Annotated in this window: 14 protein-coding genes; 7 read left to right on the forward strand and 7 right to left on the reverse strand. The window is 58.9% G+C overall.

The genetic code is table 11. The features are described from left to right. Nucleotides 1-71 precede the first annotated feature (71 nt). From G6R15_RS15775 to G6R15_RS15785, 3 genes are all read left to right on the forward strand, one after another. Entirely contained in the window at nucleotides 72-830 is a 759-nt protein-coding gene (locus G6R15_RS15775) for a 3-keto-5-aminohexanoate cleavage protein (RefSeq protein WP_164660945.1), read from the forward strand. Then, complete coding sequence (locus tag G6R15_RS15780; protein WP_164660946.1) at nucleotides 827-2,149, forward strand: aspartate aminotransferase family protein; 1,323 nt, start codon at nucleotides 827-829, stop codon at nucleotides 2,147-2,149. Before G6R15_RS15775 ends, G6R15_RS15780 begins: the two co-directional genes overlap by 4 nt. A 147-nt stretch (nucleotides 2,150-2,296) precedes the next feature. Beyond that, entirely contained in the window at nucleotides 2,297-2,521 is a 225-nt protein-coding gene (locus G6R15_RS15785) for a hypothetical protein (RefSeq protein WP_164660947.1), read from the forward strand. 73 nt (nucleotides 2,522-2,594) lie between these two features. On the opposite strand, the gene metG is transcribed toward G6R15_RS15785, so the two are convergent. Then, nucleotides 2,595-4,310, reverse strand: a complete 1,716-nt coding sequence (gene metG, locus G6R15_RS15790; protein WP_164660948.1) for a methionine--tRNA ligase — start codon at nucleotides 4,308-4,310, stop codon at nucleotides 2,595-2,597. A 246-nt stretch (nucleotides 4,311-4,556) separates the two neighbouring features. Between metG and G6R15_RS15795 the strand changes: the two genes are divergently transcribed. Next, nucleotides 4,557-5,264, forward strand: a complete 708-nt coding sequence (locus G6R15_RS15795; RefSeq protein ID WP_164660949.1) for an OB-fold-containig protein — start codon at nucleotides 4,557-4,559, stop codon at nucleotides 5,262-5,264. A gap of 63 nt (nucleotides 5,265-5,327) precedes the next feature. Further along, nucleotides 5,328-6,998 carry a flotillin domain-containing protein gene (locus G6R15_RS15800; protein ID WP_164660950.1) on the forward strand — a complete coding sequence of 557 codons (1,671 nt, stop codon included), beginning with the start codon at nucleotides 5,328-5,330 and terminating at the stop codon, nucleotides 6,996-6,998. A 55-nt stretch (nucleotides 6,999-7,053) separates the two neighbouring features. Here G6R15_RS15800 and G6R15_RS15805 read toward each other — a convergent pair whose 3' ends face one another. After that, nucleotides 7,054-7,281: a hexameric tyrosine-coordinated heme protein gene (locus G6R15_RS15805; RefSeq protein ID WP_240336783.1), complete on the reverse strand. Its 228-nt coding sequence runs from the start codon at nucleotides 7,279-7,281 to the stop codon at nucleotides 7,054-7,056. Nucleotides 7,282-7,353: 72 nt separating this feature from the next. Here G6R15_RS15805 and G6R15_RS15810 point away from each other — a divergent pair, with 72 nt between their 5' ends. Next, on the forward strand, nucleotides 7,354-7,653 hold the full coding sequence (locus G6R15_RS15810) for a hypothetical protein (RefSeq protein ID WP_164660951.1): 300 nt from the start codon (nucleotides 7,354-7,356) through the stop codon (nucleotides 7,651-7,653). Here the strand turns inward: G6R15_RS15810 and G6R15_RS15815 are convergent. From G6R15_RS15815 to G6R15_RS15835, 5 genes are all read right to left on the reverse strand, one after another. Continuing rightward, on the reverse strand, nucleotides 7,650-8,873 hold the full coding sequence (locus tag G6R15_RS15815) for an MFS transporter (protein ID WP_164660952.1): 1,224 nt from the start codon (nucleotides 8,871-8,873) through the stop codon (nucleotides 7,650-7,652). The two genes, G6R15_RS15810 and G6R15_RS15815, sit on opposite strands and share 4 nt — an antisense overlap. Nucleotides 8,874-9,095: 222 nt before the next feature. After that, nucleotides 9,096-9,731, reverse strand: coding sequence for a YceI family protein (locus G6R15_RS15820; protein WP_240336784.1), 636 nt, complete (start codon nucleotides 9,729-9,731; stop codon nucleotides 9,096-9,098). A 77-nt stretch (nucleotides 9,732-9,808) separates the two neighbouring features. Then, the gene (locus G6R15_RS15825) at nucleotides 9,809-10,438 is read right to left on the reverse strand and encodes an ImuA family protein (protein ID WP_164660953.1); all 630 of its coding nucleotides are present in this window, start codon (nucleotides 10,436-10,438) and stop codon (nucleotides 9,809-9,811) included. A 157-nt stretch (nucleotides 10,439-10,595) separates the two neighbouring features. Then, nucleotides 10,596-11,321, reverse strand: coding sequence for a hypothetical protein (locus G6R15_RS15830; RefSeq protein WP_164660954.1), 726 nt, complete (start codon nucleotides 11,319-11,321; stop codon nucleotides 10,596-10,598). Between the two features lie 94 nt (nucleotides 11,322-11,415). Beyond that, nucleotides 11,416-11,814: a rhodanese-like domain-containing protein gene (locus tag G6R15_RS15835; protein ID WP_164660955.1), complete on the reverse strand. Its 399-nt coding sequence runs from the start codon at nucleotides 11,812-11,814 to the stop codon at nucleotides 11,416-11,418. Between the two features lie 113 nt (nucleotides 11,815-11,927). Here G6R15_RS15835 and G6R15_RS15840 point away from each other — a divergent pair, with 113 nt between their 5' ends. Continuing rightward, entirely contained in the window at nucleotides 11,928-12,974 is a 1,047-nt protein-coding gene (locus G6R15_RS15840; RefSeq protein ID WP_164660956.1) for an aldo/keto reductase, read from the forward strand. Nucleotides 12,975-13,021 lie beyond the last annotated feature (47 nt).

A 13,021-nucleotide genomic window follows, 5' to 3' on the forward strand; every position in this document is an offset into this window, starting at 1 on the left:
ATGTCGAATTATCGAAGATGCTGGGCAGCTTCCCGGTTTATCATTGGTCAAAAGGACGAGGATTTTACGTCATGAACGCCCCCTTGATCATGGTCGCTCCCAACGGCGCACGCCGTGGGAAAATGGATCACCCATGCCTGCCTATTGACCTGAACGACACCATTGCCGCAGCGCGGGCTTGCCACCTAGCAGGGGCTGGTGCGCTGCACATGCATGTGCGTGACGATGACGGGCGCCACTCATTGGACGCGGGGCGTTATCGCGAGGCTCTGGCGGCGCTGAAAGCCGAGATTCCAGGGCTTGAGTTGCAAATCACCACCGAAGCTGCGGGGATTTATGCCCCGCAAGAGCAACTTCAATGTCTCAAGGACGTTCAACCCGGTTGGGCCAGCATCTCGGTCCGCGAGATCAACCGCGCGCCCGACCTTATCGAGCGGCTCTATGCTTTGTGCGCGGATCAGGGCACCCGGGTGCAGCACATCGCCTATGACGCATCAGATCTGACCCTTTTGCAGGATTGGCGCCAACGTGGGATTGTTCGAGCAGATCAGGATGAGGTCATCTGTGTGCTAGGCTCATACAGCCCGGCACGCGCGGGCAAGCCCAACGATCTCGTGCAGCTAATGCCTTTGCTTGATGGACTGCGTTTTGCCGTTTGTGCCTTTGGCCCTGACGAGGAGGCTTGTCTGTTCGCCGCCGCCAACAAGGGGGCTTACATCCTGAGGGTTGGTTTCGAAAACAATCTCACGTCCCCGAATGGCACGTTTTGGCGCAGCAACGCCGATGCTGTATCGTCGCTAAAAGCCCGTTTTGAAAGGAACGCCGCATGAGTCATGTCTTTCCACGTCACTGCCAAGCAACTCTGCCCACAGCCGTGGCAGGTGACGGCTGCTATCTGATCGACAGTGACGGCAAACGATACTTCGACGCGTCCGGGGGCGCGGCGGTGTCCTGTCTGGGACATTCAAACGAAGCTGTGCGCAGGGCGATCAAGGCACAGATCGACACGCTGGCCTTTGCGCACACAGGGTTCTTTACCTCTGATCCAGCCGAGCAATTGGCCGATCTGCTGATAGCCAACGCGCCCGATGGAATCGACCGGGTCTATTTCGTATCGGGCGGGTCCGAGGCGGTTGAAGCCGCGATTAAACTGGCGCGTCAATATTTCCTGGAGATTGGTCAACCAGAACGCCGCAACCTGATTGCCCGGCGGCAAAGCTATCATGGCAACACCTTGGGCGCACTGGCTGCCGGGGGCAACGCCTGGCGGCGTCAACAGTTCGACCCACTGCTGATCGGGGTCAGTCACATCGCGCCGTGCTATGAGTACGCTGAACGTCGCGCGGACGAAAGCCAGGCCGAGTATGGCCAGCGCGTGGCCAACGAGCTGGAAGAGGAGATCCTGCGTCTGGGCCCTGAAACCGTCATGGCTTTTGTGGCCGAACCAGTGGTTGGCGCTACCCTTGGGGCCGTGCCTGCTGTTGAAGGCTATTATGCACGCATCCGCGAGATATGTGACCAATATAGCGTGTTGTTGCTCCTGGACGAGGTAATGTGCGGCATGGGGCGGACTGGTCACCTGTTTGCGTGTGATGGCGAGAACGTGCGCCCCGATATCATCACCATCGCCAAAGGGCTGGGCGCGGGCTATCAACCGGTGGGCGCGATGTTATGTTCAAGCGCGATTTATGACGCGATTGCAACGGGTTCCGGGTTTTTTCAACACGGACACACTTACATCGGGCATCCCACGGCCACAGCTGCCGGCCTAGCGGTGGTCAAGCAACTGTTGGACCCCGCAATGATGCCGCGTGTGCAGGAATTGGGCGGATTGATGGAATATGCTCTTACCAACACACTTGGCCAACATACCCACGTGGGGGACATCCGTGGGAGGGGCCTGTTTTGGGGCGTTGAGCTGGTCGAAAATCGGGACACCAAAACGCCCTTTGATGCGCGCCGTGGACTTGCCGGTAAGATCAAGAAAGCGGCCGTGGCCGAAGGGCTGATCTGCTACCCGATGCCGGGCACTCGAGATGGGCGTTCAGGAGATCACGTGTTGCTTGCGCCGCCCTTCATCATGTCTGATGACGATCCGCAATTGATCGCGAGCCGATTGGCCAAAGCCTTTGATATAGGGCTGTCGTGAACAGTTCTTTTTTTCGGCCTGTATTGTCACCAATTTAGGGACAATGTGGCGGCGAATTGAAACTTGCAGATTGGGGGGAGCAAGGAATCTTTGGCGTTTTCAAAAATTTGGCGCAAAATGGCGCCAAAGTAATTGGGGGAATGTCTAATGAAGAAACTGATTATTGTTGCATTTGCACCGCTGGTACTGGCCGCTTGTGGCGACCCGTCACGCAGCCTGCCCGAGGAGCTTCAATCGCAAAAACCGGCCTGTGCTAGTGGTGATTTCCAGGTCTGTTCCGAAATCGGCCACAGCGTGCGCGATGCCGCGGGTGGTACCACAGCTGAGCAGAAACAGCAGAGCTTTGTGCTGTCGCAACCAATCGTCGACTAAAAACTACGCCGACACGAAAACGCCCGCTGCCCGTTGGGCAGCGGGCGTTTTTTCTGCCTTGGTGATAGGATGATCAGTCCCGGTTGCCCGAGAACCGCTCTTGCCACTCTTCGCGCTGTTCGTCGGTGATCTTGGCAAAAAGCACCTCTGGCACGGTGAATTCATGGCCGGCGGGCAGGGCGCTCAACGCCGCTTCGACATCATCGGGCCAGCTGGTATCCAGCGTGTTCATCGCGCTCAGCATCTTGGCGGATGCTTCGGGGATGAACGGCGCGCTCAGCACCGCGTAGAACCGGATCAGGTTCAGACCCATGCGCACTTGACCTGCGGCCTTGGCAGGGTCGGTCTTGAACGCGGTCCAGGGCGCTGTGTTCTGCAAGTATTCGTTGCCCGCAACCCAAATCGCGCGCAGCTCTTGCGCTGATTTGCGAACTTCCATCGCCTCCATGTGCTGCTCATAGGCGCGCACGCGTTTGGTTAGATCTGCAATCAGCGCCTGTTCCGCCTCGCCGTATTCACCCTCTGGCACAGCCTCGGAGAATTTCGAGCGGCAGAATTTGGTGATGCGGCTGACAAAGTTGCCCAATACATCCGCCAGATCCTTGTTCACAGATGTTTGGAAGTTCTCCCAGGTGAATTCGCTGTCGCTGTTTTCCGGCGCATGGCTCAGCAGCCACCAGCGCCAATAGTCAGCGGGCAGAATGTCCAGCGCCTGATCCATGAAGACGCCACGCCCTTGGCTGGTCGAGAACTGGCCGCCGTCATAGTTCAGGTAGTTGAACGATTTCAGATGGTCGACCATCTTCCACGGCTCGCCTGACCCCAGAATGGTCGCCGGAAACGACAGCGTGTGGAAAGGAACGTTGTCCTTGCCCATGAACTGAACGTATTTCACATCTTCGGCGCCCTTGTCGGTGCGCCACCAGCGTTCCCAATCGGCGTCGGTCTTGCCATTGGCCTCGGCCCATTCGCCTGCACAGGCGATGTATTCGATCGGGGCGTCGAACCAGACATAGAACACTTTGCCTTCCATGCCGGGCCAATCGACGTCGCCCTTTTTGACCGGAATGCCCCAGTCCAGATCGCGGGTGATGCCGCGATCCCGCAGACCGTCGCCATCGTGCAGCCATTTCTTGGCAATGGACGTGGTCAGCACCGGCCAATCGGCTTTGCTGTCTACCCAGGCGTCCAGTTGATCCTTCATCTGACTCTGGCACAGATACAGATGCTTCGTCTCGCGCACTTCCAGATCGGTCGAGCCGCTTACGGCCGAGCGCGGATCAATCAGATCGGTAGGGTCCAGCTGTTTGGTGCAATTCTCGCACTGATCGCCGCGCGCTTTTTCATAGCCACAGTTGGGACAGGTGCCTTCAATGTAGCGATCCGGCAGAAAACGTCCGTCTGCGTTGGAATAGACCTGCTTTTCGCTTACTTCGCGGATCAGCCCGGCGTCTGCCAGTTTGCCCGCGAAATGTTGCGTCAGCGTGTGGTTCTGCGGGCTGGACGAGCGGCCAAAGTGGTCAAAGCTCAGACCAAACCGTTTGGCGATGTCCGACTGCACGCCGTGCATCTCGGCGCAGAAGTCCGCCACGGGCTTACCCGCTTTGGCGGCGGCCAGCTCTGCCGGGGTGCCGTGCTCGTCGGTGGCGCACAGGAACATGACCTCGTTGCCACGGCCGCGGTTGTAGCGCGCATACAGGTCCGCAGGCAGCTGCGAGCCGATCAAATTGCCGAGGTGCTTGATCCCGTTGATGTAGGGAATCGCCGAGGTGATGAGAATCCGTGCCATATCCGTATCCGTCTGATGTGTGAGGTCCGTCTAACCCATGTCGAGGGCCAGCAAAAGGGCACCGTTAGTTGCGGCTGACGTTCATGCCTCTGTCTCTGTTTGAAACCATCGTGAAACTGCGTAAAAAATTCGATTCGACGTCATCGTCGCATTACCCTTGGTTGTTTTATGTGAGAGCGATGTCTTGAAAAGTTGTGGTGGGCTTCCCATCTTGATTGCATACAAATGTATACTGAAGAGGTTTTGATGTTCGATTTTCTACTTGATGCGGCTTTTGCTCCGTTCACCTTGGCGCTGGCATTGCTTGTCGGTTTGCTGGGGCTGGAATTGGTGGCGTTGCTCATGGGTGGAAGTTTGATGGCTGGTGACGGGGAACTCGACATAGATGTCGATGTTGCCCCGGAACTTGGCGATCTGGACTTGGACATCGACGTGGATGCGGATGCCTTTGAAATTGCAGACGTGGAGCCGGATGTCACGCCCGACATCGGCTCTCCGGGCCCGGCGAGTTGGCTTGGTTTAGGGCGCATGCCTTTCATGATCTGGCTGGCGGTTCTGCTCATGAGCTTTGGCCTGAGTGGCATGGGTCTACAGATTGCCCTGCGCAACCTGATCGGGGCAGACCTGCCCGCGATCTGGGCCGCTATCCCTGCTGGGGCCTTTGGTCTGTGGTTTGCACGTGGCTTTGGCGCGGTGTTTGCCCGCCTGTTGCCCAAAACCGAAACCGAGGCCGTGTCTGAGCGCATGTTGGCACGTCGCCGTGGGATCATCACCCAAGGCACCGCCGCACGGGGCCGTCCGGCCGAAGTGCGGGTCGCGGACCGCTACGGGAACACCCACTATCTGCGGGCCGAACCCCTGCAGGACGGCGAAACACTGGCGCAAGGCACCGAAGTGCTGGTGCTGCGCAATCGCCGAAGCGGTGCATTTGTTCTGATCGGCCTGTCCGAGTGACGTAACGGGCCTGACCCCAACGGGTCGAACACTATCAAAAAATTCCAAACTGGAGGATTTTACATGGAATTTCAGTTCCTGGCGGTTGTTGTCGCCTCAGTTATTGTTGTCTTGCTGTTGATCGGGCTTGTTCTGGGCCGATTGTACCGCCGATCTACCCGCGAGATCAGCCTGGTGAAAACCGGGGCAGGCGGCAAACGTGTGATCATGGACGGGGGTACGATCGTCGTGCCGTTGCTGCACGAAGTCAGCCCTGTGAACATGAAGACCCTGCGCCTTGAAGTGCAACGGAGCGGCGAGGCTGCGTTGATCACCCAAGACCGGATGCGTGTGGACGTCGGCGTTGAATTTTACGTCTCGGTCATGGCCTCGGAAGAGGGGATCGCACGGGCGGCGCAGACCTTGGGCGCACGCACCTTTGACGTCGAGCAGCTGCGCGAGATGATCGAAGGCAAGCTGATCGACGGTCTGCGCGCCGTGGCGGCCCAGATGACCATGGACGGCCTGCACGAAAACCGGGCCGACTTTGTGCAAGAGGTGCAAAATGCCGTGTCCGAGGATCTGCTCAAGAACGGCCTGTCTCTGGAATCGGTCTCGTTGACCGCGTTGGATCAGACGCCTTTTGCGGCGCTTGACGAAAACAACGCCTTTAACGCTGTGGGTATGCGCAAGCTGGCCGAGGTCATCGCGACCTCGAAAATGGAGCGTGCCCAGATTGACGCGGAGTCCGAGGTCGCCGTGCGCCGGGCCGCAATGGAGGCTGAACGTCAAAAACTGCTGATCGAACAAGACGAAGCGCAGGCACGCATTCAGCAGACGCAGGAAGTCGAGACCATGAAGGTCGCGCAAGAGGCCGAAGTTGCCGCACGAACTGAAGATTCGGTACGCGAAACCGAACGCGCCCGGATCGCGCGGGAAGAGGCCATTCGCGCTGCTGAAATCGAGCGTGAGCGCAACATACGGGATGCTGAAATCTCCAAGGAGCGTGAGCTGGAAGTGGCAGAACAAGAACGTCAGATCATCATCGCGCAAAAATCCGAAGAGGAAAGCCGCGCGCGTGCATCGGCTGATCTTGCGCGGGCCGAAGCGACCAAGGCGACCGAAGCCGTGGTTACCGCCCGCGAAGTGGCCGAGGCCGAGCGCCAGAAGCAGATTGTTCTGATCGAAGCCACTCGGGAAGCGGAACGTCAGGCAACGGGTATTCGCCTTGCTGCGCAGGCAGAGAAAGAAGCCGCAGTTGACCGTGCCGAGGCACGCCGTGAAGAGGCGCAGGCCGAGGCGGATGCGCTCAACATCCGGGCCGAGGCCAAGAAGAACGACATGCTGGCCGAAGCGGAAGGTAAGCGCGCAATTGTCGAGGCCGAGAATGTGCTGTCTGCCGAGCTGATCGGCATGAAGATCGACATGGCACGGGTCGAAGCAATGCCGGGGATCGTGGCCGAGATGGTCAAACCGGCGGAAAAGATCGACTCGATCAAGATCCACCAGGTAGGCGGCATTGGCGCCCCAATGGCCACCGGTGGTTCAGGCGGCGAAAAGCCGGTGGTCAATCAGGCGCTGGATTCCATCATGGGAATGGCAGTGCAAATGCCTGCGCTCAAGAGGTTGGGCGAAGAGCTGGGTATGTCGATGGAAAACGGGGTGAGCGGTGTGACCAACGGCGTGCTGGGGGTCACCGAGCCTTCGGACGAGGCAGATGGCGAGCTGCAGGAGCCTGATCACATGGCGCATTGAGCGCAAAAAAGATTGGAGAGGGCCGGACATGTTCCGGCCCTTTTTGGTGCGCGCCTTAGTCAGTACACCAAAAATCGTTCGCTCGGGCGACGGTTTGGAAGTTCACGGCCACCACATGCGATGATGCAATCAGACTGTCTGCCGCGTTGGCATACTCCGGGCGCATCCGGGTGCGAGCCGCGTCATCGGGTTGCGTCTTTTTGACAGCCATTCGGGACAGCTTGATGGCCAACTCATACCCCTCTTCTGGGGTGGCGGTTTGCAATGTGGGTAGCCAAGACATGTTGATCTCCTTCATTTGTGTCGCGCGCGACTTATATGCGACTTATATCACGAAGCACTTTGTGACCTACCATTGAACACAAACGGTCCCACCCGGGCAGATGAGACGATTTGTTATGGTTTCTACACCGCGTCTCATGCAGTTAGCCGGGCTTATGCTCCATATCTAAAACGACTTGGGTTGACCTATCCGCAGTATCTTACGCTGACCTTGCTATGGGACACGGATCGGCAAATGGTCAACGCGCCGGCCAAAGCACAGCGCCGGACTATCACCGGATGCATGATCAAGCAGACAGGCATGACGCAGCCCGAGTTGCAGGATTGGCAATGCCTGTTGTTCAGGTTGCGGGATGGTTTGCTCGGTTCCTAGCGGCCTTCACGTTGGCGGCGCAACAATCGTCCGATGGTGAAGGAGGTGCGCGGCGCATAGACATAGTTTGTGCGTTCCTCGGGGGTGGGGCGGGCGCGCATCCGGGTCAGGCCAAAGAGGATCAATGCAATGTGGCCTGAGGCGACAAACGCAAAGAGTGCGCCGGGGCCATAGGCGTCGATCAGTGACGACGACACATAGGGCGAGGCAATCGCGCCGAGGGCAAAGAAGAACATCAGCGCCGCCGAAAGCTCGACCCGTTGTTCCGACGTGGCAAAGTCATTGGCGTGCGCGGCTGAAACCGAGAAGATCGGGAATGTGGTGAAGCCAAAGAACCCGGCCGCCAACATTACGCCCAAAGTGCCTGAACCACTGGCCGCCATGGTGATGCCGCAGCTGATAACGGCCATGGCTGACAGCCAGATCAGTATCCAGCGTCGGTCAAACTTATCCGCAAGCCAGCCCATCGGGTATTGCGCCAGCGCGCCGCCCAGAACAAACGAAGCCAGGAAAAAGGCGATCTGGTCAATCTCCAGTCCGACCTCTTGGCCGTAGACGGGACCAACCATTCGGAACGAAGCCGAACTGAGAGCAGCCACGATCACACCGGCAACTGCCAGCGGAGAGCACCTCCAGGCCAGCTTGGGGCGCAGGCGCGGCGCTCTTGGTGTTTCCGGTTGGCTGGCCTTTGTCAGCGTCAAGGGCAACAGCGCAGCGCAGCAGAGAATGGCGAGCAGATTGTAAGAGACGTAAGAAGCGGGTGGTAAAATGGCGATGATCAGCTGCGCCCCAAGCGAGGCGCTCATGTCGACGATGCGATAGGTGCCGGTGGCGCGGCCGCGATTTTCGTTGGTGACTTTGGAGTTCAGCCAAGCTTCGATCACAGTGTAACACCCAGCGACGCATGTTCCAGACGCGATTCTGAGGACAGCCCATATATATGGGTTTTCGGTCAGTGTGTGGCCGATCAACCCCATAGCGCCTAGAGCAGTACACACGGCAAAGGCCCGAGAATGGCCGACACTGCCCATCAGGCGCGGTGCCCACCAGCATCCCACGAAGAAGCCCACGAAGTGTGCAGAGCCCAGAAGACCGATCTGTTCCTTGGAAAAGTCCAGTGTCAGCCCCGAGATGGCGTCCAGTGGACCCACGCCGCCCGTCGAGAGCTGTAGCAGGATGACGGAGAGAAACAGGGCGGTAAATGAGATGATCAGGCGCATAATTTTGCACCCTGATCCCGTTCAATCGGGAATGCACGTGCTTATTCGACGTTTGCGCGTCGATTTTAGCGTATTTTTTGTCTTTCTCCTTTCTCGGGCCCCTCCCGCCCTCGCTGCTTGCCCCGACGGGCCCTTGCTCAGTTGGGCCGGGCGCCTCGCCTGCGGCTCGGCGCGGTCCCGCTGAACGCAGGCCGTGTGGGGGCGGTGGCCGCAGCGAGGCAGTCAGCCAGCCTGGTTCACTTTGGCCTGGATGTCCAGTGTGACGGTGTCGGTGACCAGATCGCTGTAACCGGAGGCGCCAAAGGCGCTGCGGCTGATGTCGCCACGCAAACGGATGTTGAGTGTGGTGAGGTCATCCGCCCGGCTGCCTGGAGGGCGATAGAGCGAAGCATCGAGGGTGAGGGAGCGGGTGACGCCTCGGATCGTGATATCGCCGGTGATCCGTGCACCTTCGGAAATGCGCCCGTTGGCCCCCAGCTGGATCCGGGTCGAAACGAAGCGGATGGCAGGGTAGCGGGCTGCATCCAGAACTTCGGCCCCGGTCATGGCCTGGGTGGCAAAGAACAGACCAGTGCGTGCGCGACTTACGTCGACTAGCACGTCAACGGTGCTGTCGGTCAGGTTCTGCGGGTCGATCAGGATGTCGGCACGCTTGACCGGCATCGTGCCGCGCTGGGAGGTGCCCGACAGCGTAAAGAAGAACCCGACCGAAGAGGTCTGAGTGTCCAGCGTGTATCGGGTTGGCTTTGCCAGGGCAGCATTGGCGTAGGGCATACCAAGCAAGGGCAGGCTGGCAAGGCCGCGCAGGACAGTGCGGCGGGTGGGTGTTGGGGATCGCATCATTTGTGAACTCGTCATGTGTGGCATCCGTTTCAGGGGTAGCCTGCCATGAGATGTGTTTCTTTTGTGCGAATTCCTGCGGTTTCACCGCATTGTCAGGGGGCTGTGAGCGCGGATGTCCCGGTTTTGCGCTCTAATTCCAGCTGCGCGCGGGGACGGGTTTGCGTCGCGATCCAGGTTACCGGGGGTAGGGCGCGGGCACGACGACGCTCCAGCTGCCAGCGACGCCGTGTGCCTGCATGAGCCGGGGCCATGTGCCAGCGGCTCTCAATCCCCTGCGCGCCGCCATCGCCGGGGGTCAGCAGCAGCCCCAGCGGTGCCTTGCCCAGGGTGCCACCGGTTTCCGCCGCCAGATGCATCCGCCGCACCGGCGTCAGCGCAGGGGCTGCGGGCAGATCACCAATCACCAGCGGCACGGCACCGGCACGCAAGCTTTCCTCCATGCACCACAGCAGATCCTCGGTCCGGCGCGGGTGCACAAAGATGAACCGTGCGGGATCGGCAAAATCCAGCATCCCGTCGGGGTTCAGGCGATCCGCCTCCCACGAAGGGGCGATCCACAGGACGGGGCCTTGGGTTTGGCTTGCCAACCACAGCGCAAAGTTGCGCCGCGCGGGACCACAGACCTCGTGCACGCGGGCGAGTTGCAAGGAGACCTCGGGGTGCAGGGGCAGGGCCGGTCCCGTGCGACGGTTGGTGTGGCGTTTGAGCAGATGAGTCGACATGTGGGGAGGGTAGCATGTTCTCTTTTTGTTCTCAATCAAGGGAGTTGGGGAAAGGCGTAAGAGCGGCTCTCCTCATGACTGCTTTGTGTTCCTAGGAAACAATCTTAGGTAAACTGCCCGGTTTTGCGAGCTTCAAAGACGTAAATCTTTTCACTGATTAGTTGCATGTTTTTTCTTCGTCATATGACGACAGTAGCCCTTGAATACCTTCTTCAAGCTCATCCAACGCGGCGGGCCAGAGCTCATTGAGCTTGCTCACGGACGGCCAGTGGCCCTCCAGATCTTTACCCGTATCAAATGAAACAGAAACGGCAGTGCCGTCGGGTAGACGACCACGTAATCTGCAACTGTAGGATTGGGGGTCACTACTGTATAACGGCAAGCCCTGGCTACATCTGACGAAAACGATGTTCTCAAAAAGCCTTATGTCGATTTCGTAATCTGTTTGAATACCGTTGTTGTGCGTCGTCATAGTGGACTGAGTTGCCCGTTCGCCAGGAGGTAGGTAGGGGTCGAGGGCGTCCAAGCGACTGCCTATTGCCAGTTGAGACACTGCAAACATTGATTTACGCCCGAGAAGGAGCTCCATCACAGGCGGTGTACGAGAACTACGAGAGCCTCCAAAGCTATTATAGGTAAATTTTCTTAGATTTAGCGGCGGCTGACCAACTTTCCATGTATAGGGAGTCTGTTCAGCTCCTTCGCCCGTATCAAGCTTAATACGTTTACCCCTGGAGTTTAACTGGCCATATTGAGGAAGGTTGTACAGCTGGCCGTCTTTACAAACAGGTATTCGGATGTCCTCCTGCGCAGCACTCTCAGTGACGAGAAAGCTGAACAAAATAGCGCAAAGCCATGGGGATGTTTTCTTAGCAGCTCTCATCTGATCTCTCTGGGGGCGCCTCAGTCTGATTGGCTACGTCAGTTGTCGTCATGACCTGACCCAAATCGCTGATAGTGAAGTGTCGGTCTTGATGTCATGAACGCTCCTGCACTGGCCCGTCCTGTTTCAGCCATTCGCTGAACCCACCCTCTAGATGCAGCACCGGGGACAGGCCCATCTCTTGCGCGACTTTGGCGCTGAGCGCGGAGCGCCAGGCGCTGGCGCAGTAGAAGACGTAGGTTTTGTCCTGGTTGAAGACGTCCTTGTGGTAGGGGCTGTCGGGGTCGATCCAGAATTCCAGCATCCCGCGGGGGCATGAGAAAGCGCCGGGGATCATGCCTGCGCGCTGTAACTCGCGGAAATCGCGCAAGTCGATGAACACGTAATCGTCATTGTCATAGAGCGTCTTGGCCTCGGCCACCGGCATGGTTTTGACATGTTCATTTGCCTCGGCCAGAAGCGTATTGATCCCTTTGGTGATGGTCTGCGGCATGGCTCTTTCCCCTTTGTCTGCGCGCAGGCTGTCCGAAAACGGGCCGGGCGGCAAGGGGTTGCCTCTGCCTGTGTGCCAGCTAGGGTTCAGCCCAAGCAGTGAGAGGATTTTCCATGAAGATGAACCCGTTGGGCCGGACTGGCATGCAGGTGTCCGAACTGTGCCTGGGCACGATGACCTTTGGCACCCAGACCGGCGAGGCCGAGGCCCATGCGCAGATGGATCTGGCGTTGGCGTCCGGCATCAATTTTGTCGATGCGGCCGAGATGTATCCGGTGAACCCGATCTCGGCCGAGACGGTCGGGCGGACCGAAGAGATCATTGGCAATTGGAATGGCGCCCACGCAAGTCAACGGGGCGATTACATTCTGGCCACCAAACATTCCGGTGCGGGGTTTGCCCATGCCCGTGACGGCGCGCCGATTTCGGCGGCGACCATTCCGGGAGCCATCGAGGGCTCGCTGAAGCGGCTGCAAACGGATTACATCGACCTCTATCAGTTCCACTGGCCCAATCGCGGCAGTTATATGTTCCGGCAGAACTGGACCTTTGATCCGTCGGGACAGAACCGAGAGAAGACGCTGGCCAATATGCAAGAGTGTCTGGAGGCCCTGCAGGTGCAGGTCGACAAGGGCAACATCCGCGCCTTTGGCCTGTCAAATGAAAGCGCATGGGGCACGGCGCAGTGGTTGCGACTGGCCGAGGCCGGGTATGGTCCGCGCGTGGCGTCAATCCAGAACGAATACTCGTTGCTGTGCCGGATGTATGACACCGATCTGGCTGAATTGAGCGTGAACGAAGACGTCGGGTTGCTTGCCTTTTCACCGCTGGGGACTGGCTTGCTTACGGGCAAGTATCAAGGCGGCGCTATGCCTGATGGGTCACGCAAGTCGATCAGCCCCGAATTGGGGGGGCGGCACTCCAAGCGCGTCTATGATGTGGTTGCGGTCTATCTGCAGATCGCCGTAAAGCATGAGCTGGACCCGGTGCACATGGCGCTGGCCTGGTGCCGGACAAGGCCTTTCATGGCTTCGGCCATCTTTGGGGCGACGCGGATGGAGCAGCTGGAACACGTGTTGGGCTCGGTCGACGTTGAACTGTCGCAAGACGTTTTAGACGAAGTTAACGCGGCGCATCGAGCGTACCCGATGCCGTATTGAGGCGAGAACGGGAGGGGGGCGCTGCCCCCGTCCTGCGGACTCCCCCC

The sequence above is a fragment of the Tropicibacter sp. Alg240-R139 genome (assembly GCF_900537075.1).
GTDB lineage: Bacteria > Pseudomonadota > Alphaproteobacteria > Rhodobacterales > Rhodobacteraceae > Falsiruegeria.